This is a genomic window from Verrucosispora sioxanthis (assembly GCF_010560025.1).
GTDB classification, from domain to species: Bacteria; Actinomycetota; Actinomycetes; order Mycobacteriales; family Micromonosporaceae; genus Micromonospora; species Micromonospora palythoicola.
In genome coordinates this window covers 312,433-332,614 of the sequence record NZ_SAIY01000001.1, presented here as the reverse complement: position 1 = coordinate 332,614, position 20,182 = coordinate 312,433, and the positions used below count along the sequence as shown (strand labels likewise).

Below are 20,182 nucleotides of genomic sequence, written 5' to 3'. Positions count from 1 at the left end.
GGAAGGTCTGTGCTGATCTGTGGGTCAGCGCCCGAGTGTGTCCGGTACGCCACCGCCGCCCGGCCGCAGACAGCCTGCGTGCCACGCCGTCCAGGTGGACCGAGGTTCAGTGGGTAGGGTTCCGGGGTGACCAGCACCATCGCCGTCGATCGACCGACGCCCGCCGCCGGGCCCGGGTACGCGAGCCGCCTGCCGTCGCTCACCGGTCTGCGGTGGATCGCCGCGTTGCTGGTCTTCGGTTTCCACGCCGGCACCATGCGCATCATCGCCGACCCCGGCCCGCAGGCCGTGGTGGGGGAGATCTTCACCCTGGGCCTGTCCGGGGTGCAGTTCTTCTTCATCCTCAGCGGCTTCGTGCTGGTCTGGTCGATGCGGCCCGGTGCTTCCCGCCGCCGGTTCTGGCGACGACGACTCGCCAAGATCTATCCGAACCACCTGGTGCTGTGGGCGCTGGCCATGCTGGCGATGCTCTGGTTCGCCGATCCGATCAACCCGGTGGCGGCGCTGGAGAACCTCTTCCTCGTCCAGGCCTGGGATCCCCGGCCCGGCCACTTCTACAGCGTCAACAACGTCAGCTGGTCGCTCTCCTGCGAACTGTTCTTCTACCTGTGTCTGCCGTTGACGCTGCCGGCGGTGCGACGGGCCCGACCGTGGCTGCTGTGGGCCGTGGTGATCGCGGTGCCGCTGCTGACGCTGGCGCTCTGGCCCGGGCAGGCGCTGGTGCCGGAGCAGAGTCGCTGGTGGTTCACCCAGGTCTTCCCGCTGGTCCGTTCGCTGGAGTTCTGGATGGGCGTGGCCGCCGCCGAACTCATGCTGCGCGGTCGCTGGCGGGGACCACGACTGCCGCTGGCCAGTCTGATCTTCGTCGTGACCTGGGTGGCGGCCGCTCAGTGGATCCGGGCGGAATTCTGGGCGGCACTGCTGTCGGCGGCGTACGTCCTGGTGATCGCGGCGGCGGCCGACGCGGACGTGCACGGGCGGCGCTCACCGCTGCGCTCCCGACCGATGGTCTGGCTGGGTGAGGTCTCCTTCGCCTTCTACCTGGTGCACGTCTTCGTGATCATGACGATCCTGCGGGTGACCGGCGACTGGGGCACGGGCCTGCCCGGCTGGTGGGGCCCGGTCGCGGTGATCGGCTTCCTGCTGCTCACCCTGGGACTGGCCGCGCTGTTGCACCGGTACGTGGAACAGCCGATGATGCGCCGCCTGGCCCCGTCCCGGCCGCCACGACCCGGCCGGCAGAACGGCGCGGCGCGGTCCGCGACGTCGGATGGCGGGTGGTCCACGACGCCGGGTGGCACGGCGCGAGCCACGGAGTCGAACGGTGCCCCGAGATCCGGCGCGCCGGGCGGACCGGTCGTGGACGGGCTGCCGCGCCAGCGGGTGTCCGGTGGCAGCGACCCGGACCCCGCCACCGGCCCGGAGCAGGACCGCCCCGTCCATCAGGGACGGTAGGCGGCCGCCGGGCTGACCTGCGCGTATCGACGTACGTGGCCGACGCGCCGGACGGTCGACACGCCCGGGGACCGGTGTGTGCGGGCGGGCGGTGGCGGTAGCGTGACGAGGTGCCTCCCGCCGCGCCCGCCCGTCCGCTGTGGTGGTTGGCGCGCTGGGCCGCGCGGCTGCTGACCGGGCTCGCGGTCGCCGCCGCCTTCACCCTCGGCGCCTGGGCCCTGCCCGACCAGTCACCCGCCGCCGCATCGCCGGCCGCCGCCGTCGCACCGGACCTGGCCCACGAAGTCGCCGCGCCCCTCGACCTGGCCGGTCTCGACCTGGTGGCCGGCCTCGACCCGGTCGGCCTGGCGACGCCGACCATGCGCGGTGCCGGTGGCGCCGACCTCGCCGGGGTGTCCGCGTCGTCCACCGGACCGCGCGCTGCTGACGCGGCGGAGGCGACCGGGTCGCCGATCGCGCGGGACGCCGGTGACTTCGCCGGGTCCGGAATTCCCGCGATGCCACCGGCGGCCGATGGCCAGCCCGGGCTGACGGCGCTCGGCAGCGGCACCGCCGGCGTCACGCGGGGGTCGCCGGCTCGGGTGACGGGTGTCCGAGTCGCCCGCGCCCCACCGCACGCCTGATCCTGGCGACCCTTTCCTCGCCTCCAGACCGCGCCCGGCCGCGCCTCGGCGCCGAGCACGGCCAGCCCGTCGCCGCCGGTCGCGCCGTCGATGCTCGCGCTGACCGGCGGCACCGCCCGCCAACCCGGCAACCGCGCCGCAACGCCATCCGCTGCCGGTACGACCACCGACGCCGTACCGATGTCTCTGAGGTGCCGACATGGAGAAGACCGTTCTCTACCAGTTCCTGATCGAGGTGCCACGCGCCGCCGCCATCTGGTCGGTTCTGCTGGTGCTCGCGCTGGGCGTACTCACCGTGCTGGTCGCCCGCCCGGAGCCGGCCGGGCCGGTGGAGAAGACCACCGACCAGGATGCGGTCCGCGCCGCGACCGAGGAGGCCGACCTGCGCCGATACGCCGGGGAGGTGGCGGTCGCGGCAGCCGGTGCCGGGCAGAACGCCGAGCGACGGCGTACGGCGTGGCGGGTGGCCCAGGCGGAGCTGGACCGCGCCTGGGCCGCGTACGACCAGGCGGAGGCCGCCGCCCGTCGGCTGGCCGGCGTCACCGGGCTGTCGGCCCCGCGCACCCCGCGCACCCCGGCCGAGTACGCGGCTCGGGAACGCTGGCTGCACCGGGCCGCGATGGCTGCCCACTGGCGCGGTGACCTGACCGCCCGACAGCTCACCGACGTGCTGGCGCACCGGTCCGGTTGGGACCCCGACGTCACCCGGCCGAGCAGGAGGCGGTCCTCGCCCGGGTGGTGCGCGACAACCGTCTGGCCGCCTATCGATCGGCCGCCGAGCGGGAGCGTGACCTGTGGCGGGCGGCGGAACTGGCCACCGAGGCGGCCCGCAGCCTCTCCGCCGAGGCGTACGCGGCCGCCGAGCGGCTCCGACCGACCCGACCGCCCGTCTCCGGTCGAGCCACCGCCGGGCGGCCCGACCTGGTCCCGCGCTGGCGTCCGGCTCGGCTCGGCTGAAATTCCGTGAGCTGGGTCACATTGGCTCGAAATTCGGTCACTGTTCGTAGGTGAGACGATTACCGCAGTAATCCCCGACGAGATTTTCCCCTGCCGTCCGGTTGTCACCCGAAGGTGCCCGGAATGCCGTCGGTCCCATTGAGTGACGCCAGTTCCCGGGTACCCGAAAATTGCCTGGCTCGATCATGTTTAAGCAGGTCAGAGCGGGTTGGCTTCGAGGTAACCGGCCAGTAGTGTCAGCGCGTCCGGTGCGGTAACCGATCGCAGGAAGCGACGCCGTACCGACCCGCTCAATCGTGAACTCACGAACCGGGGACCCACTGCACCACTGGGGTGAATCCGCGAGCCTCGGCCCGCGGTAGGGCGACTTCCCGCCCGAATCCGTCAGCTAACCCGGTCGGCGGTGACGGAAGGAGTACCAACCCTCGTGCAGTCCGATGTGATTCCCCCGTTCCCCCGCCTCCACGGCACCGCGGTGCCCGTGCTCGCCGGCCCGACCGCCGCGAGCTGACCCCGGTCATCGCCACCGCCCGGGTTCTTCCGGGCGTACCCCTTGAACGGCCTGTCCCGCTCGCCCGGGCGGTCGTCGGCGTCCCGTTGCCGACCCGACCGCCGGAGCCGGTGTGCCGTTCTCCCCTCAGCCCGTGGAGGAATCCGTGAAGCACACCCTTTCCCGCCGGCTCCGCCGGCTGGTCAGCGAACGCCCCTATCAGCTCGTTGCCGGATCCGCCGTGGCCCTCGTCCTGGCCACCGGCACCGGAGCCGCCCTCGCCGGCACCGGGAACACCCCGGCCCCCGCGCAGGCCACCACCGCCGCCGAACTGTCCGGCGACACGGTGGCCGCGCCGAGCCAGGCGGAGGTCGCGCCGTCGACCGCCGCACCGAGCAGCGCCGCACCGAGCAGCGCCGCGCCGAGCAGCGCCGCGCCGGCCAGCCCGGCACCGGCAAGCGCCACCGCCTCGCCGTCGCCGAAGCCCAGCTCGGCCACCCCGGACCCGGATCTGACCAGCAAGAAGGCGGCACCGAAGCCGCCCGCCTCGAAGGTCCTGGCGTACGACCACCAGGCCCAGATCAACGGCTACTACTGCGGTCCCGCCGCGGTGCGTAACGCGCTGAGCGCCGCCGGTGTCGCGCGCAGCCAGGACGCCCTGGCCAGCCAGCTCGGCACCACGTTCGCGGGCACCAACTCGGCCGAGGACACCACCCGCGTCCTCAACGCCGTCGTCAAGGGCGACCCGTACGAGACCACGATGATCCGTGGCGGTGCGGCCAGCCCGGCCCAGATGGACCAGCTCCAGGCGGACGTCGTCACCGCCGTCAGCGACGGGCGGGGCGTCGTGGTGAACGTCGCCGGCACCGTCACCGACACCGACGGCCGCTGGCACTCCTTCCCCGGCGGGCACTACATCGCCGTGGTCGGCTACAAGGACTCCGGGCGGCTGGTGAAGATCGCCGACTCGGCGGACGCCTCGTACCCGTCGTACTGGCTCAGCACCATCGACCTGGCCAACTGGGCCGCCACCCGCGGCTACTCGGCCTGATCGCACCGGTCCCGCTGCACACCCGGAAGCCCTCGGCCCGCCGGCCGAGGGCTTCCGGGTACGTACGTCAGGCGTGCGGGCCGCGCTGCTTCGCCTGGCCGACGAAGCTCGCCCAGGCCGCCGGGGTGAAGGCCAGCGTGCCGCCGTCGCGATCCTTGGTGTCGCGGACCAGCACGATGCCCGTCAGGTTGTCGGCGACCTCCACACAGTCGTTGCCGCTGGAGCCGCTGCGGGTGGACTTGCGCCAGGTCGCGCCGTTCAGATCCACGGCTTCACCACATCCTTCATCAGCTCGATCGACTGGCGGCCGGACAGTGCCTCGTTGCGCACCGTCTCCCACTTCGACAGCAGGACACTCAGGTCGTCGTCCTTGTCGACCAGGACGCCGCCGAGTTGGGTGTCCAGATTAGCCACCCAGCCGCCGTCCGCGCCCCTCGCCAGGATGAAGGGGCCGGTCAGTCCATCGTGCATCGCGACGCCGGTGGGCACCAGGTGCACGCTGATGTTGGGCCGGGTGGCCAGCTCCATGAGGTGGTGCACCTGCTCGACCAGCACGTCCTTCAGCTCCTCGTCGACCCGCCGCAGCACCACCTCGTCGATCACCGCGACGAGTTGCGGCGGGTCGTCCTGCTCCAGCACCGCCTGCCGGGCCATCCGGTTGGCCAGCCGACGCTCCACCCCCGCCTCGGTCAGCGCGGCGTCGGTCCGGATCACCGCGCGGGCGTAGCGCTCGGTCTGGAGCAGGCCCGGCACCAGCGTCGGCTGGTAACAGCGGAGCTGCCGGGCGTTACGCTCGGCCTCCAGGTAGGGCAGGAACCACGAGGGTTGGCGCAGCACCTCCGCCGTGCGCAGCAACTCCTCGAACATGCCCCCGGTCTGAAGCACCTCGTCGGCCCGCTTCGCGTACGGCCGGTCGAGGGGACGGGTGCCCACCTCCACAGCGGACACCAGCGACGCCGAGTAGTTCGTCCGCCGACCGAATTCCTCCTGGTTCATGCCGGCCGCGGCTCGCAGCCGGCGGAGCTGCGTACGGATCAACTCGTGCAGGTCGGAAGGCTGCTCGCGTTCCATGTCCCCTCCACCGGGTCTACGTAGATCGCCAAGGGGCCGCCAGGGACCGGTTCGGGGCACCCGGAACCCACCGTGGCCAGCGTCGATGCCTTCCGACAGTAGTGGTGTCCTCACCAGACTGTCACGCAGCGGGGCCGCTCCCATCCGACAGGGACGGGGCGGTTCTGCTCCGGGGCCGCCCGTGCGCCTTCCCCCGTGTCCGGGCGGCCCCTTCCGATCACTGACTGGGAGGTCGATGTGCGTACCCGGGTTGCCCGCTACCTGTGCCCGACGACGCTGCTGCCGGTGTCCTCACCGGGGTGGCAACGGCGGGTCAACGGGGGCCGGTGGTGACCGTGGGCCGGTCGGGTGCGATCACCACCCGGCTCTTCCCTCCCGAGCGGGGTCCGCGTCCGCTGCGACCCTCCACCTGTGGTGACGAGGTGCCGCACACCCCGTTGCGGCCGATCTGGTGCTGCCGCGTCGACGGGCAGCCCTGGCCCTGCGGTCAGGCCCGGCTGCTGCTGCGGGTCGAATACGACGGGAACCTGCCCGGCCTGTCCATCTACCTCGCCGGCCTGATGTACGAGGCGATGCGCGACCTCTACCGCCTCAACCCGCACGACGGCCCGACACCCACCACCCTCTTCACCCGCTTCATGGCCTGGACCCGCCGTCCCACCTAGCACCCCGTCGCCGCCCAGCGCGAGAACCCGAGATCTTGGAAAGTTTCCGTTCGCGAAAGACGGAAACGTTCCAAGATCTCGGGCGGCGAGTGGGTGGGAGTGGCGTGGGGGCGGCTGGTCGTGGTGGTGCGACGATCACCTGTGACATCGGCCGCGACGTCTGACACCTGCGAGGGGACATCATGGGGGAGCAGGAACCGTACGCGGGGCTGGCCACGACGTTCGACACGGCCGCCGAACTGTACGAGCAGGCCCGGCCGGGTTATCCGGAGGCGTTGTTCGCCGACCTGGCCGAGACGACGGGCCTGGTGGCCGGGCCGGCCCGGGCGCTGGAGGTCGGTACGGGCACCGGTAAGGCCACCCGTGGTCTGTTGGCGCGTGGCTGGCAGGTGGTCGGCCTGGAGCCGGGACGGGAACTGGCCACCGTGGCGCGTCGGGTACTCGCCGGCCGGGGCGACGTGCGCGTGTTGGTGGCGCCCTTCGAGCGGTGGGAAGCTGACGAGAGCGTGCCGTTCGACCTCGTCTTCGCCGCCACGGCGTGGCACTGGCTGGACCCGGAGGTCGCCTACCGCCGGGCGGCCGAGTTGCTGCGTCCCGGCGGCCACCTGGCGATCGTGGCCACCGAGCACGTGTCACCGGCAGGTGGCGACGACTTCTTCCGGCAGGTCCAGCGGATCTACGCCGAGGTGGGCATGGGGGACGGGCAGGGCGGCCCGCAGCCACCCGAGACGATCGCGGCCCCCGATGCGGCGGCGATGGCGGGCAGCGGGTTCTTCGCCAGCCCGACCGTGCACCGCTACGTCTGGAGCCGCGACTACACCGCCGACGAGTACCTGGCCGTGCTGTCCACGTACTCCAATCACATCGCCGCCGAGCCCTGGCAGCGGCGAACCCTCTTCGACGGGATCCGGCAGCTGATCGCCACCCGTCCGGCCGGGACGATACGCAAGCACTACCTGAACACCCTCCAGGTCGCCGCACGCCTCGACTGATCTACCCGCCGCGCCCGTTTCCGCTCAGGTAACCAGGGCGGCGGGGCGGGTTGTTCGCCCGCGCCCGCCGCCGGGTGGCTCGGCGTGGTGACTCTGCCGGATCAGGGGATCAGCACCGTTCCCACTTGAGGTTGAACAGGGTGTCGACGTCGCCCTCGGTCGTCGTCATGGACATGCTGACGTTCGACCCGGCCGTGCCCGGGTCCACTCTCAACTCGGTGTTGACGTTGAGCACCCGCTGTTGTCCGCAGGGTGTGTAGACCAGCACGGGGGCGACGTCCGAGGTGCCCCAGAAACCGTTGTAGGGGCCGGTGAAGGTCGCGTCGGTGCGGCTGGTCTCGGACGAGCCCTGCCAGTAGTAGCTCGTCCGTTGGCGACCGGTCGCGCCGGTGGGGATCCGGGCCCGGCCCCGGTAGTCGGCGGCGGCGACGGCGATGGTCCAGCCGGCCGGCACGTTGACGAGCACGCCGAGCTGGCAGTTCTTCCGGCTGTCGGTGACCTCGACGCCCCGGCCGGCGGTCGCGACGAAGTCGTAGTACCGGATCCGGAAGCCGGTGTTGTCGGGATGGGCCACCACACGAGCGGTGCCGGGCGAACAGCCGGAGCCGTTGGCGGCCACCACCTCGACGGTGATCTCGCTGTCGGGCGCAGCCGTGGAACCGGTTGGGGCGGCGTGGGCCGGTGCGGACAGGGACAACGCGAGAACCGTGCCGAGTACGGCGAAGATCGCGGTTCTCGCGCCGACGAGGTTCTTTGTCATTCTGTTCCTCTCGGATGCAGTTGATGTTCACCGAATTCAACGCGTGTTTCTTCGCCGAACGGCCGTGAGACTCGTCGCCTACCGACCCGGTGCAGGCGGTGGCGAGTGGTGATGGAGAGCACTCGGATGTCGTTCTGCGAGAGGATGCTAGCGACGCTGTACGGCACCCGCAAGCATCAGCACACGTCTATATGATCGATTACGGGTGTGCGCTTGATCGTAATTGCCGGAAGCGGAGATCAACCTCTATAACTGTTGCTGCGCAACGGGTGTGTGCCTGATCAAGTGGCCTCATCGGTCGGAGCCTCCGGCGATCTCACTCTGTGGGACGACGTAAAGCTGGCGAACTGAGCCGAATAATATTCGGTTTGCAGTTCGCCGTGAAACAATGGGGATTACGTTGACACACATCTATGTCTGTACGTAGCTTGTTCCGCATCTGGCGTCGTTTCCTGTACCGGAGGAGGATTCATGCGTAAACTGCTGACGCGGGGCGGCGTGGTGCTTGTGCTACTCGCTTCGTCGTTGACCGTGGGAACGCCGGCGTCCGCTAGGGGAATCATGGATGACCCGCCCACCGACAAGGTCGTGATCGACCTTGTCGCGATGGCCGGCTCCGGATGCCGACCGGGCACCGCCGACGTCGCGGTCTCCCCGGACAACACCGCCTTCACCACCATCTACAGCGACTACCTGGTCCAGGCGGGCCCGGGCATCCCGGTCACCGACGGGCGCCGGAACTGCCAGCTCAACGTGCTGGTGCACGCCCCGGCCGGTTACACCTTCGCGATCGTCAAGGTGGACTACCGCGGGTACGGGCTGCTCAACCCGGGCGCCGTCGCCTCGGCGCGGGCGAACTACTACTTCCAGGGCATGACGCAGAGCACCTTCAGCAACCACCCCATCGCCGCTCCGCTCGACGACAACTGGATGGTGACCGACGAGGTGCCGATCGCCTCCGTGGTCTGGCACCCCTGCGGCGAGCTGCGCAACCTGAACATCAACACCGAGCTGCGCCTGAGCCGGGGCAGGTCCACGGACACGAACTTCCTCACGATGGACTCGACCGACGGCAGCATCCAGACGATGTACCACCTCGCCTGGCAGCCCTGCCCGTGACCTGACCCCGGCCAACGGCTCGTGAGGGTGGTCGGCGACGCCGGCCACCCTCACCGGGCGCCCGGGATCCGACGACCACCCGGCACCGGATCCCGAGCGGGACGCGCCGCGTGTGATCTCAGGTGGCGGAGGTGAAGGGCACGGCGACCGCGGCGCGTTGCGCCGGTGCGGTCCAGGCCGGGTCCAGCTCGCGTCGGGCGGCGGCCAGGAAGACCTCGGCGTACGAGTCGACGGGGAAGTCACCCAGGTAGCGGCGGCGGGTGACCCAGCGGGCCTCCGCGAGCGGATCGGTGTCGAGCAGTCGGGTCAGCACGTCGTCCAGGTCGGCCATGTCCCGGCGCAGCACATAGCCGGCGGCGGCCAGCGGGAAGCGCTCGACGAACCGGTCGCCGTCGGTGCCCATGTCGGTCACCGCGTACGGCTTGCCCGAGTAGAGCCAGTCGGAGACCACCCCGGACACGTCGGAGACCAGCGCGTCCGCGCGGTTGACGCAGTCGGTGAGCGTGAGCCGGCTCGCCGCGGCACCGTAGACGTGCGCCCGCCCGGTGCGGGTCCGGTCGGCGGCGAGCAGGTCGTGCAGCCGGGCCAGTTGCCGGGCCGAGGCCGGGTTCTGCGCGGTGTAGGGATGGGCCCGCAGGATGACGGTGGCCCCCCGGTCCAGCAGGCGTCGCAGCAGCGGCTCCGCCACCGGCAGCGAGCAGTAGTCGGCGTCGGCGTTGTGCCCGGTCCAGGTGGGGGTGTAGAGGACCGTCGGGTTCGTCAGGGCCCGCGCCGGCCGCGAGCGCACCTCGATCGCCTCGACCTGGGGACGACCGACCACCACGAACTTCTCGGCCGGGATGTCGATCCCGGCGCGGGCGTACCGCTCGATGGCCGCCGCACCGGCGACGAAGATCCGGTCGAAGATCGCCGAGACCGGGTTGGCGCTGGGGGCCTTGTCGCTGTCACCGTGATGCAACTGCACGTGGGTGAGCTGCGTGAACCTGATGCAGTGACTGTTCTTGGCGCCGTGGTTGACGTAGAACGCCACCCGCAGGCTCGGCACCAGCACCTCGTCCATGCTCCGGGTGGTGGGGCAGTAGATCACCGGGGCGGTGGTGGCCGCCGCGATCGAGGCCAGGAACTCCGGCTCCCGGACCATCACCACGAAGGGCCGGCCGATCCGTGCCAGGTACGGCAGCCACATGGTGACCTGATATTCGGAACCGGGCGGGGCGGAGAAGTGCAGCACGAACTCGGGCTGGTGCCGGCGCAGCGCCCGAGCCACCGCCGACCCGGCCGGGGACGGCCGGAACCGTCGCCGGGCAAGACCGAGCGCGACCGCTGCGGCGACCCCACCGACCAGCAGCGTCGCCGCCAGGGCCACGGCGGCGGGCAGACCCGCCAGGGCGGCCAGGGCCAGCAGGCCGAGCAGCGCGGCCACGGCGTCGCCGAGCATCGCCGCGGCCTGCGGCACCCAGGTCCGTACCGGCAGGTTGGCGACCCGGATCTCCAGGTTCCCGGCCTGGCGCAGCGGACCGGTCAGCAGCACCAGGCCCAGCAACACCAGAGCGGTCGCGGCCAGCGCCGGATCGAAGCCGGCGTCGAGCTGCCGGGCATAGCCGACCAGCACTCCCGCCGCGATCAGCGTGGTCTCCGCGACGTTGTCGGCACCGGGTCGTACCCGGCGCTCCCAGACGGTGGCGGCAAGTGCCGCCACGGCCAGGCAGAGCCCCCAGGCGGTCGCGCCGGTGAGGGCGAGCACCAGGAACGCCAGGACCGCCCCACCGGTGGCCAGGCCCCGTGCGGTCAACTTCCGGACCAGCTCACCACGCATCTCGGTGTCGCTTTCGCGGGTCGTGTGGGTCGGAGGTCAGCCGACGGCGGCGGCGCTTGCCGACCGGTCGGTCTGTGCGGGTACGGCGACGGCGACCGGTGCCTCGCCCGGCGGACGGCGAACGTCGATCACCTGGCCGGTGAGATCCGAGATCAGCACGTCCAGCGACGACTGGGCGACGGTCTCGGCGGCGAGCAGCGTGTGCTCGGGCTCCGCGCCGAAGGCCTTCGTCCGCATCGGGGTGGCGGTCCGCTCCGGGTTGATGACGTTGACCCGTACGCCGAACTCCGCCCACTCGTCGGCCAGCGCCTGGGTGAGGTTGACCAGGGCGGCCTTGGTGGCCGAGTAGAGCGCGTAGTCGGCCCGCCCACGGGTGTACGAGCTGGAGGTGTAGAGCAGCAGCTGGCCCTTGGTCTGCTGGAGGTAGGGCAGGGCCTGCCGGGCGACGGTGACCGGGCCGACGAAGTTGACCTGGAGCACCCGGTCGATGGTCTCCTGGTCCATCTCGGCGAGCGCGCCCTTCTCCAGGATCCCGGCGGTGACCACCACGTGGTCGATCCGGCCGGTGGCCTCGAAGGCGGTCCGCAGCGCGGCCTCGACGTCCTCGGGGCGCTCCACGTGGGTGCCGGTGCTGGAGCGGCTGAACGGGAAGACCTGGGCACCGTAGCGGCGGGCCAGCTCCGTCAGGTCGTGACCGATGCCGTAGCTGCCGCCGAAGACGACGATCGTCCGGCCGGAGACCTCCTCGCTGTACGCGCGGTGGTCGGTGAGCCGGGGCACCTTGGCGGCGGCCAGCTGGAACAGCTTGTCGGCCAGATGCACGTCGACCGGGTGGGTGACCTTGATGTTCTCGTCCGAGCCGTCGATCACCTTGATCGGGGTCTCCGGGAGGTAGCGCAGGACCACGCCGCAGTCGTCGGTGGCGGCGAAGTCGGGATCGCCCTCGGCCCGGCGGTACGCCTCGCGGATGGTGCCGGAGCGGAACGCCTGCGGGGTCTGACCCCGACGCAGTGTGGCCCGCACGGGAATGTCGGTGATGCACTCGTTCTCGTCGACCTGGATGATCGTGTCGGCCGACGGGATGGCCACGTCGACGGCCGAGTAGGTCCACAGGGCGTTCACGCACTCGCGGACGATGCGGCCGCTGAGCAGCGGGCGCACCGCGTCGTGGAAGAGGATGTTGCAGTCACCCGCACCGACCGCGTCCAGCGCGACGCGGGTGGTGGCGTTGCGGGTGTCGCCACCCTCGATCACCTTGGTGACCTTGCGGAAGCCGGCCTTGTCGACGATCTTCTGCGCCTCGGCGACGTGCCCGGTGGCCATCAGCACGATGATCTCGTCGATCTCGGGCGCGGCCTCGAAGACGGCGAGGGTGTGCTCGATGATCGGCTTACCGGCGATCTTGAGCAACTGCTTGGGGATGCCTAGGCCCAACCGGGTGCCGGTGCCGCCGGCCAACACCACCGCCACCGTCCGTGAGGGTCGCCACGGCGCCCGGCCCTCCGGCGTCGTACCCGGATCGGTGGTCTGGTCCTGCGTCATTGCCGGTCCTCGCTCTCGGGGGTGCATGACAGTGGTGGGGTACGTGAACGGAAGGTTCCGCCGACACGGCGACGGAGTGAACCATAACGCGCGGGCCGCGTCGCCCCAACGGGACAACGCGGCCCAGGACGCCGCTGGTTCACCCAGACTCTACTTGCCGTTCGTAAATGCCTCGTAGGCCGCCAGCACCTCAGGAGTTGGGCCGTCCATCCGGATTTCGCCGGATTCCAGCCAGATGGTCCGTTCGCAGGTGTCCCGTACCGAGGAGAGCTGGTGGCTGACCAGGAACACAGTGCCGGCGCTCTCCCGCAACTCCCGCACCCGCTGCTCGCTGCGCTTGCGGAACGCCTTGTCCCCGGTGGCCAGGGCCTCGTCGATCAGCAGCACGTCGTGCTGCTTCGCCGCGGCGATCGAGAAGCGCAGCCGGGCCGACATGCCGGAGGAGTAGGTGCGCATCGGCAGTGAGGCGAAGTCCCCCCGCTGGTTGATGCCGGAGAACTCGATGATCTCCGGGAGCTTGCGCCGCACCTCCGCCGGAGACATGCCCATGGCCAGGCAGCCGAGCGTGACGTTGCGCTCACCCGGCAGGTCGTTGAGCAGGGCGGCGTTCACTCCGAGCAGGGACGGTTGCCCCTGGGTGTAGACCGCGCCCTGCTCCACCGGCAGCAGTCCGGCGATGGCCCGCAGCAGGGTCGACTTGCCGGAGCCGTTGGTGCCGATCAGCCCGATGGCCTCGCCCCGGTACGCGGTGAAGGTGACCCCGCGCACGGCGTGCACCACGCGTACGTTCGGTGCGTTGGTGCGGGTGACCATCCGCTTGAAGGCGGCCACCGGGCTGGTGTTGCCGGCGGCGCCCTTGTGCACCCGGTAGACGACGTGCGCGTCGTCCACCACCACGGTGGGGATCCGCTCCTGGATCCGGGGGAGGGTCACCGTCACATCATTGGACATTTCCAGGTTAACCACGGCCGTACTCCTGTTCGCCGCGCCAGAAGTAGAGGTAACCGCCGAGGCCCGCGAGCGCCGCCCAACCGAGCGCGATCAGCCAGGTGAGCGGCAGTGAGTCGTTGAGCAGGTGGGTGTTCTCCAGCAGGGAGATGCGGGCCAGCTCGATGTAGACGAGCATCGGGTTGAACTGCACCACCGCGGTCGCCCAGCCCGGCAGGTTCTCCGCGAACAGGTTGACGCTGTAGAGCACCCCGGAGCCGTACATCCAGGCCCGCAGGACGAACGGCATGACCTGCTTCAGGTCGGTGGCCTTGGCGCCCAGCCGGGCCACCACCATGGTCAACCCGGCGTTGAAGACCGTCTGGAGCAGCACCGCCGGCACCAGCATCAGCCACATCAGGGTGATCGGCTCACCGGTGGCGACCACGATGGCCAGCAGCACCACGATCGAGCCGAGCAGCTGCTGGAACTGGGTGGCGGTGATGGCCAGCGGCAGGCAGGCCCTGGGGAAGTGCAGGGCGCGGATCAGACCGAGGTTGCCGCTGATCGCCTGGGTGCCCTGCTGCACGCTGACCTGGGTGAAGTTGAAGATGAACAGCCCGGTGGTCAGGTAGGCGATGAAGTTGGGGATGTTGCGGCTCTGTTCGAGCACCAGACCGAAGATCAGGAAGTAGACCGCCGCGTTGGTCAGCGGGGTGAGCACCTGCCACAGCTGCCCGAGCCGCGCGTTGCTGAACGAGGCGGTCAGCTTGGCGTGGGCGTACGCGGAGATGAAATGCCGGTAGCGCCACAGTTGGCCGCTGTAGGCGCCGATCGAGGGCCGCTCGCCGGCCACCCGCAGCCCGTGTCGGGCGGCCAGCTGAGCTGGGGTGAGGCCGGAGTCGGGGTCGGCCAGCAGGTTGGCCATGGGGATTGGCGCTCCGATCTGTCGTGCCGGCGTTATGTCTCGCGACGAGAGAATCTAGCGTGGTCAGTGCGGGAGCGCCGCCCCCGGTCGCTGGCTGGACAGTAGTCCGAAATGCGTCGGGACGCAACCGTAGCGTCGTTGCGCTACGCTGTCCCTCGTGACAGTCGAGAAGAGTCCCAGGTGACGGCCGAGAAGAGACGCACACCAGCCGGTGCGGCGGTGCTCCGTGGGGAAATCACCACGGCCATCCGGCGCGCCCTCATGCAGGAACTCGCCGCGGTCGGGTACGGCCGGCTCTCGATCGAGGCGGTGGCCCGTCGCGCCGGGGTCAGCAAGACCGCGATCTACCGGCGCTGGAACTCGAAGCTGGATCTCGTGCTGGAGGTGGTGGCCGCCGCCGCCGGCCGCCGGCTGCCCGCGCTGGACACCGGCACCCTGCGCGGTGACCTGTCCCTGCTGTTCCAGGTCCTGGCGCACGCGTTGCGGCACCCGCTGGCCTCGCAGATCATCCCCGACCTGCTGGCCGAGGCGGCCCGCAACCCGACGATCGACGAGACTCTCCAACGCGTGCTGCGCGCCCGGCAGCAGGAGGTCGCCGGTGAGCTGATCGGCCGGGCGGTGCGGCGCGGAGAACTGCCCGCCGACACCGATCCGGACGTCGCCGTCGATCTGATCGTCGGTCCGCTGTACTGGCGGATCGCCATCGCCCGTACCCCCGTCACCGACAGCTACCTGGAGGCACTGGTGGAGTCGGTGGCGTCCGGGCTCGGTGCCCAGGACTCGGTCCCCCGGCAACGGTCCGCGCCCGACCCTGGTTGAGCATCGGCCGCCGTGGGTAGGGCTGTCCGGAACGGCCCCCCGGCAGGCCGCCGCCCCGCGCGTCGGCTCGACTCGACGGCCCCGCGACGACTACTACTCTCGGTGTGGATCGTGGTGCGGGGCACCGCCGCGCACGAGCGCGTAGCCCCGCCGGATTCGCCCGTACGACGACAAGGACGCCCGTGTCGATGACCGACCAGACCGTCGCCGTCGCCGCTGTCGAGCCGGCAACGGCCGATGAGGCGACCGTCCCCACGCCGGCCCGCCCCCGTCGGGTACGGGTGGTGGCCGGCCGTGTCCGGCGTGGCTTCGCCGCGATACCCGCCGTGCTGACCGACGGTGCGGTGCTCGCGTTCGCCCTCTGGACGCTGCTCTACCACGCGGCGCTGCTGTTGGACCTGGCCCCGTCGCTGACGCTGCGGACCTGGCTGATGACCGGTCCGGCCCTGGCCCTGCTGGCCGTGGCGACCCGGCTCGCCCTGCGCTGGCGCCGCCGTCGCCGGGCCGCCCGGCCCACCGGCACCACCGTGGCGACGGGCGACACCCCGACGCTGCCCTCGCGCCGCCGGACCGGAGCACCGACACCGACATCAACGGCGTCGACGAGGCCGCCCCGGCGGAGCCGGGTGGCGACCGAGCGCCCGACACCGCCGCAGCCCGGACGCGGGACACGGCCACGCGTGACCCGGTTGCGCGGACCGACAGCGCGAACATCCCACGGATGCCGGTGGCGCAGCGCCTGCTGACGGCGTTGGTCCTGCTGATCGGCACCGGCGCGGCGATCACCGCAGGGGTGGCCGGCACGCCGGCCGGCGAGGGAATCTCCTGGTGGGTGCCGGCCTCGGCGGGTGCCGTCGCGGCGGTCGGCGCGGTACTGCTCACCTGGCGGACGTGGCGGGTCGCCCCGGCGAGCACCCCGGCGGCGCCGTCGCCGGGGCCTGGCAGTCGGCGTACGCGCTGCTGATCGCCGGCGGGGCCGCGGTCGCCTCGCTCTACCTGGCCCGCAACACTCCCGACGACATCTACTACGTGGGCCGCTCGGTGTGGGTGGCGGAGCGGGATCAGGTTCCCCTCAACGACTTCCTGTTCAGCGAGAACGTGCTGCCGCCGATGGCCTCGCAGCCCCCGGTCGCCAGCGTCGAGGTGCTCGCGGGCGCGCTGGCCCGCCTCCTCTCCCTCCCGGCCGCCTCGGCGACCTGGTACGTGCTGTTGCCGATCATGGCGGTGCTCGCCGTGCTGGCGTTGTGGCGGCTGGTGCAGCGCTGGGCACCCCGGCGCCCGGTGCTCGCCTTCACCGTGGCGGTGGCCTTCCTCGCCCTGGTCTGCGGACCCGACGCCGCCCTGGGCACCTTCCACCTACCCCGGCTCTACCAGGGCAAGGGCATGTTCGTCTCGGCGGTCGTGCCGCTGATGTGGCTCTACCTGACCCGGTGGTTCGACGAGCGCTCCCGGCGTGCCCTGGTGCTGATCGTCGCCCTGTCGATCACCGCGATCGGGCTGACCACCACCGCCGCGATCATCCTGCCGCTGCTGGTCGGCGGGGCGGCCCTGATGATGCTGCTGGTGGGGCGGTGGAAGGCGGCATTGGTGGCCGGCGTCGCGGCCCTCGCGTACCCGGTCGGGGTGGTCGCCGTCGCCCAGTTGCTCGTCGGATCCGCCACCGAGGCCGCGGCGGACGTCAACGTCTGGGGTGCCGAACGGACCTTCCAGCGCACGTTCCAGATCGGCATCGTGGGAGTGATCGCCGGCCTGGCCCTGTGGTGCGGCCCGCTGCTGGCCCGCCGCCGCACCCCGGCGTTGCTCGCGGCCGGCGGCGGCCTCACGCTCAGCGTGCTGCTGCTGCCGGGGGTGCTGGAGTGGCTCGGTGAGTTGACCGGCATCTCGGTGGTGTTGTGGCGGGTGCCGTGGCTGCTTGCCCTGCCGGCGCTGATCGGGCTGCTCTGCACCGTCTGGTTGCCGACCCGGCTGCGCAGCGTCCGGGCGCTTGTCGGCGTGGTGCTGGCCGGGGCGATGGTTGCCTCGTTCGCCACCTACGCCACGCCGATGTGGTCCGAGCGCAGCTGGGTTCAGGTGCACGCCGAACCGGTCTGGAAGATCCCGCAACAGCGGCTGGGCATCGCGCAGTGGATCACCACCCTCGACCGTCCGGACGGGCTCGTTCTCGCGCCGGAGACCGCCATGCGCGCCATACCGATGCTGACCACCCGGGTGCGGGTGGTCCTGCCGCGCGACTTCTACCTGGTGGAGTACGACCTGGACTCGCAGTTCGCCCAGGACCGGCTGCTGCTTACCCGGTTCGCCAACAGTGGCGCGGCCGAGGGCCGACCGACCCGCGAGCAGGTCGCCGGAGCGTTGGAGCGGCTGGACGTCGGAACGATCTGTGTCTACAGCGGCAACCGCTTCGCCCGTCGGACAGCCCAACGGTTGGGCTACCTCGAATTCGCCGAGCGGCCCCCACCCGTGCCCGATCAGCCCGGCGCCGTCACCTGCCTGCGTCGGGCCTGACCTGGGCCGGTACTCCGGCCGGGCGGTTTCTGCCCGGCCGGGGTGCTCGTCCCGCTGTCGGGCCCGGTGGTTTGGGGGAAAGTGCCGGATACCCCGACGTTGTCCCGGAGACGATTCGCGTTAAGGTCGCAGCTACGCTGGCGGCCGTCGAGGCGTATCCAGCCGGTCATCGATCTCTTTAGGGAGCGTTCTCGTTGTTCGGCACGTTGACTGCACGCGTCGGGGTCGCCGCGCGCGGCGCCCTGCTGGTGGCGTCCTATCTCATCCTGCTGGCCGCGGCCGCGCTCGGCTGGGTCGGCCTCTTCGCGGTCGCCGCCCTGGCGGCGGTCCTGGGGGAGTTCGCGGTCGAGCGGTGGTCACCGGCGACGGTGAACCTGCTGGGCAAGGTCGGCATCAGCCGGATCTACCGCCAACTCAGCCGCGACCTGTCGGCCGTCCTGCTGGTGGCCGCCGAGGTGCCGCTGATCGACCAGGAGCTGACCCTGCTGCTCCTGCTGCCCGCCGCGGTCTGGGTGATCGCGGTCTTCGCCGGTGCGTTCAACCGCATGATCGACAGGCGTAACCCCCTCTCGGCCCTGGTGCGCAACATCGACCTGGGGCCGGTGTCCGCAGCACCTCGTCCGCCGGAGTGGGCCACCCGTTTCGTCGGCGACCGGCTGCCCCGGGTGAACGTGCTGCTGCTGCCGGGGGCGGTCGTCACGGCGGCCGCGAGCGAGCCGGCACCGGTCTTCGTGGCCGGCGCGGTGGCCGTCGGGCTGGCCGCGCTGGTCGGCGGCGTGGTCATGGTGACCTGGCTGCGTGGCCGGGGCGCGGGCCAGAGCCCGCTGCTGCCGGCCGTGCAGCGCTGGCTGGACCGCGACCGCCCCGAGGTGGCGCTGTACTTCGCCGGTCCGGCCAAGGACGTCTACCAGGCGAACATGTGGCTCGCCCCGATCGAGGCGCTCGGCCGACCGGCGGTGGTGCTGATGCGCAGCAAGGAGGCGTTCCTCGAGCTGGCCGACACCCGACTGCCGGTGATCTGCGTGCCGGCCGCACCGGACTTCATGAATCTCGACAAGAGCAGCCTGCGGACCACCCTGTACGCGGCTAACGTCGGCCCGAACATCCACATGCTGCGTGAACCCGGCATGAAGCACGTGTTCGTCGGCCACGGTGACAGCGACAAGGCGGCGAGCGTCAACCCGTACAGCAAGGTCTACGACGAGGTTTGGGTCGCCGGGCTGGCCGGGCGCGAACGGTACGCGCGGGCCGGGGTGGGCGTCCTGGACGCCGACATCGTGGAGATCGGCCGGCCGCAGCTGGCCGGGGTGCACACCTTCGGCTCGGAGTCGGTCGAGCGGCCCTTCACCGTGCTCTACGCGCCCACCTGGGAGGGCTGGCTCGACGACGACCCGTACCACACCTCGCTGGTGCTGATGGGTGAGCGGATCATCGCCGGCCTGCTGGCGGTCCGGCCGGGGGTGCGGGTGGTCTACAAGCCGCACCCGCTGACCGGCAGCCGGTCCAAGCAGGCCAAGGCGGTGCACGAGCGAATCGTGGCGATGATCCGCGCCGCCGGTGGCGACGTCGACGCGAGCACCCTGGACGGTCCGGCACACCGGGTCGTCACCGGGCGGGTGCCGGCGCTGTTCGACTGCTTCAACCAGACCGACCTGCTGGTCAGCGACGTGTCCAGCGTGGTCTCCGACTTCGTGCAGAGCCAGCGGCCGTACGTGGTGGCCAACCCCGCCGGGCTGCCCGAGGACGAGTTCCGACGGTCCTTCCCGACCTCCCGGGCGGCGTACCTGCTGGCCGCCGACTGCGGGGAGCTGGAGAAGATCGTGGCGGTGACCCGGGCCGGTGACGACCCGATGACCGAGGCCCGCCGGGAGCTGAAGACCTATCTGCTCGGCCCGGCCGACGCCAACCCGATGGACCGGTTCGCCGAGGAGGTCGGCCGGCTCTGCCGCTGACACCGACCGACCTGACGTGCCCGGGACGAGCCCTCGTCCCGGGCACGTCGTCGTTGACCCGGTTTTGTCCGGTACCGGCCCGGTCCACGGCCCCGGCGGGCATGCTCGAAGGGCAGGCCGCCGGCGAGGGGATGGGCATGGAGAGCTACCACGAGGACTGGACCGACAGCCAGCGCGCGCTCTACGACGAGTGCTACCGCGCCGGCGCCGACTGGGCCGACGACCCCGACACGCCGTCGGAGGACGTCCAGCACGTGATCAACCTGGCGGAGGCCGACGACGACACCCTCGCCGACGCCGAGATCGATTTCGCGCCGCTGATCGACGCGGTCACCGAGGCCACCGGCGAGGTCGTCGCCACCGTGCCGGCCAGCCACGAGGATCCCGGATTCAAGGGCTTCGTGGACGGGGTGCGCGACGGCGCCTCCGACGAGACCTTCGGCCTCTGAACCGCCCCCGGGGCCCGGGCCTGTCCACCCGGCCGCTCGTCTGCCACCATCTAGTGCGGGT

The 20,182-nt window shown here is 71.3% G+C and carries 20 protein-coding genes and 1 riboswitch; of the genes, 13 read left to right on the top strand and 7 right to left on the bottom strand.

Features of this window, described 5'->3' with window-relative positions; genetic code table 11:
• The first annotated feature begins 126 nt into the window (after positions 1-126).
• From ENC19_RS01555 to ENC19_RS01540, 4 genes are all read left to right on the top strand, one after another.
• Positions 127-1,455, top strand: coding sequence for an acyltransferase family protein (locus ENC19_RS01555; RefSeq protein ID WP_328824129.1), 1,329 nt, complete (start codon positions 127-129; stop codon positions 1,453-1,455).
• 110 nt (positions 1,456-1,565) lie between these two features.
• On the top strand, positions 1,566-2,078 hold the full coding sequence (locus ENC19_RS01550; RefSeq protein ID WP_164445358.1) for a hypothetical protein: 513 nt from the start codon (positions 1,566-1,568) through the stop codon (positions 2,076-2,078).
• A 199-nt stretch (positions 2,079-2,277) separates the two neighbouring features.
• Positions 2,278-3,045 (top strand): hypothetical protein, encoded by a 768-nt coding sequence (locus tag ENC19_RS01545; protein WP_235944351.1) that lies wholly within the window; start codon positions 2,278-2,280, stop codon positions 3,043-3,045.
• A gap of 267 nt (positions 3,046-3,312) precedes the next feature.
• Positions 3,313-3,453: riboswitch (cyclic di-AMP (ydaO/yuaA leader) on the top strand.
• A gap of 226 nt (positions 3,454-3,679) precedes the next feature.
• Positions 3,680-4,576: a C39 family peptidase gene (locus ENC19_RS01540; RefSeq protein WP_164445357.1), complete on the top strand. Its 897-nt coding sequence runs from the start codon at positions 3,680-3,682 to the stop codon at positions 4,574-4,576.
• Between the two features lie 67 nt (positions 4,577-4,643).
• Here the strand turns inward: ENC19_RS01540 and ENC19_RS01535 are convergent, their stop codons facing one another.
• Positions 4,644-4,844, bottom strand: coding sequence for a DUF397 domain-containing protein (locus tag ENC19_RS01535; RefSeq protein ID WP_164445356.1), 201 nt, complete (start codon positions 4,842-4,844; stop codon positions 4,644-4,646).
• Positions 4,835-5,647, bottom strand: coding sequence for a helix-turn-helix domain-containing protein (locus tag ENC19_RS01530; RefSeq protein WP_164445355.1), 813 nt, complete (start codon positions 5,645-5,647; stop codon positions 4,835-4,837). The genes ENC19_RS01535 and ENC19_RS01530 overlap by 10 nt, the downstream gene beginning before the upstream one ends.
• 353 nt (positions 5,648-6,000) lie before the next feature.
• Between ENC19_RS01530 and ENC19_RS01525 the strand changes: the two genes are divergently transcribed.
• Complete coding sequence (locus ENC19_RS01525; RefSeq protein ID WP_164445950.1) at positions 6,001-6,312, top strand: hypothetical protein; 312 nt, start codon at positions 6,001-6,003, stop codon at positions 6,310-6,312.
• 182 nt (positions 6,313-6,494) lie between these two features.
• Complete coding sequence (locus ENC19_RS01520) at positions 6,495-7,304, top strand: class I SAM-dependent methyltransferase (protein ID WP_164445354.1); 810 nt, start codon at positions 6,495-6,497, stop codon at positions 7,302-7,304.
• Between the two features lie 109 nt (positions 7,305-7,413).
• Here ENC19_RS01520 and ENC19_RS01515 read toward each other — a convergent pair whose 3' ends face one another.
• Positions 7,414-8,064, bottom strand: coding sequence for a DUF4360 domain-containing protein (locus tag ENC19_RS01515; protein WP_164445353.1), 651 nt, complete (start codon positions 8,062-8,064; stop codon positions 7,414-7,416).
• 471 nt (positions 8,065-8,535) lie between these two features.
• Here ENC19_RS01515 and ENC19_RS01510 point away from each other — a divergent pair, with 471 nt between their 5' ends.
• A complete protein-coding gene (locus tag ENC19_RS01510) occupies positions 8,536-9,183 on the top strand; it encodes a DUF4360 domain-containing protein (protein WP_164445352.1) in 648 nt (215 codons plus the stop codon).
• 118 nt (positions 9,184-9,301) lie between these two features.
• Here the strand turns inward: ENC19_RS01510 and ENC19_RS01505 are convergent, their stop codons facing one another.
• The 4 genes from ENC19_RS01505 to ENC19_RS01490 form a co-directional block, all read right to left on the bottom strand.
• Entirely contained in the window at positions 9,302-10,999 is a 1,698-nt protein-coding gene (locus ENC19_RS01505) for a CDP-glycerol glycerophosphotransferase family protein (RefSeq protein WP_164445351.1), read from the bottom strand.
• Between the two features lie 36 nt (positions 11,000-11,035).
• Positions 11,036-12,541, bottom strand: a complete 1,506-nt coding sequence (locus ENC19_RS01500) for a bifunctional cytidylyltransferase/SDR family oxidoreductase (protein WP_164445350.1) — start codon at positions 12,539-12,541, stop codon at positions 11,036-11,038.
• Positions 12,542-12,691: 150 nt separating this feature from the next.
• Positions 12,692-13,492: an ABC transporter ATP-binding protein gene (locus tag ENC19_RS01495; RefSeq protein WP_164445949.1), complete on the bottom strand. Its 801-nt coding sequence runs from the start codon at positions 13,490-13,492 to the stop codon at positions 12,692-12,694.
• 7 nt (positions 13,493-13,499) lie between these two features.
• On the bottom strand, positions 13,500-14,396 hold the full coding sequence (locus ENC19_RS01490) for an ABC transporter permease (RefSeq protein ID WP_164445349.1): 897 nt from the start codon (positions 14,394-14,396) through the stop codon (positions 13,500-13,502).
• A 219-nt stretch (positions 14,397-14,615) separates the two neighbouring features.
• Between ENC19_RS01490 and ENC19_RS01485 the strand changes: the two genes are divergently transcribed.
• The 6 genes from ENC19_RS01485 (at position 14,616) to ENC19_RS01460 (ending at position 20,121) form a co-directional block, all read left to right on the top strand.
• Positions 14,616-15,215 (top strand): TetR/AcrR family transcriptional regulator, encoded by a 600-nt coding sequence (locus ENC19_RS01485; RefSeq protein ID WP_164445948.1) that lies wholly within the window; start codon positions 14,616-14,618, stop codon positions 15,213-15,215.
• Between the two features lie 188 nt (positions 15,216-15,403).
• Positions 15,404-15,961 carry a hypothetical protein gene (locus ENC19_RS01480; protein ID WP_164445348.1) on the top strand — a complete coding sequence of 186 codons (558 nt, stop codon included), beginning with the start codon at positions 15,404-15,406 and terminating at the stop codon, positions 15,959-15,961.
• Complete coding sequence (locus tag ENC19_RS01475; RefSeq protein ID WP_164445347.1) at positions 15,937-16,179, top strand: hypothetical protein; 243 nt, start codon at positions 15,937-15,939, stop codon at positions 16,177-16,179. The genes ENC19_RS01480 and ENC19_RS01475 overlap by 25 nt, the downstream gene beginning before the upstream one ends.
• The gene (locus ENC19_RS01470) at positions 16,107-17,720 is read left to right on the top strand and encodes a DUF6077 domain-containing protein (protein ID WP_164445346.1); all 1,614 of its coding nucleotides are present in this window, start codon (positions 16,107-16,109) and stop codon (positions 17,718-17,720) included. Before ENC19_RS01475 ends, ENC19_RS01470 begins: the two co-directional genes overlap by 73 nt.
• A 194-nt stretch (positions 17,721-17,914) precedes the next feature.
• Positions 17,915-19,672 carry a CDP-glycerol glycerophosphotransferase family protein gene (locus ENC19_RS01465; protein WP_164445345.1) on the top strand — a complete coding sequence of 586 codons (1,758 nt, stop codon included), beginning with the start codon at positions 17,915-17,917 and terminating at the stop codon, positions 19,670-19,672.
• Positions 19,673-19,773: 101 nt separating this feature from the next.
• The gene (locus ENC19_RS01460) at positions 19,774-20,121 is read left to right on the top strand and encodes a hypothetical protein (RefSeq protein ID WP_235944350.1); all 348 of its coding nucleotides are present in this window, start codon (positions 19,774-19,776) and stop codon (positions 20,119-20,121) included.
• The last annotated feature ends 61 nt before the right edge of the window (positions 20,122-20,182 follow it).

Excerpts from the sequence above, each read along its gene's own strand:
- ENC19_RS01545 (WP_235944351.1), top strand. The coding sequence starts at position 2,278 with ATGGAGAAGACCGTTCTCTACCAGTTCCTGATCGAGGTGCCACGCGCC.
- ENC19_RS01530 (WP_164445355.1), bottom strand. The coding sequence starts at position 5,647 with ATGGAACGCGAGCAGCCTTCCGACCTGCACGAGTTGATCCGTACGCAG.
- ENC19_RS01520 (WP_164445354.1), top strand. The coding sequence starts at position 6,495 with ATGGGGGAGCAGGAACCGTACGCGGGGCTGGCCACGACGTTCGACACG.
- ENC19_RS01515 (WP_164445353.1), bottom strand. The coding sequence starts at position 8,064 with ATGACAAAGAACCTCGTCGGCGCGAGAACCGCGATCTTCGCCGTACTC.
- ENC19_RS01510 (WP_164445352.1), top strand. The coding sequence starts at position 8,536 with ATGCGTAAACTGCTGACGCGGGGCGGCGTGGTGCTTGTGCTACTCGCT.
- ENC19_RS01505 (WP_164445351.1), bottom strand. The coding sequence starts at position 10,999 with ATGCGTGGTGAGCTGGTCCGGAAGTTGACCGCACGGGGCCTGGCCACC.
- ENC19_RS01500 (WP_164445350.1), bottom strand. The coding sequence starts at position 12,541 with ATGACGCAGGACCAGACCACCGATCCGGGTACGACGCCGGAGGGCCGG.
- ENC19_RS01495 (WP_164445949.1), bottom strand. The coding sequence starts at position 13,492 with ATGTCCAATGATGTGACGGTGACCCTCCCCCGGATCCAGGAGCGGATC.
- ENC19_RS01490 (WP_164445349.1), bottom strand. The coding sequence starts at position 14,396 with ATGGCCAACCTGCTGGCCGACCCCGACTCCGGCCTCACCCCAGCTCAG.
- ENC19_RS01480 (WP_164445348.1), top strand. The coding sequence starts at position 15,404 with ATGACCGACCAGACCGTCGCCGTCGCCGCTGTCGAGCCGGCAACGGCC.
- ENC19_RS01475 (WP_164445347.1), top strand. The coding sequence starts at position 15,937 with ATGCCGGTGGCGCAGCGCCTGCTGACGGCGTTGGTCCTGCTGATCGGC.
- ENC19_RS01460 (WP_235944350.1), top strand. The coding sequence starts at position 19,774 with ATGCTCGAAGGGCAGGCCGCCGGCGAGGGGATGGGCATGGAGAGCTAC.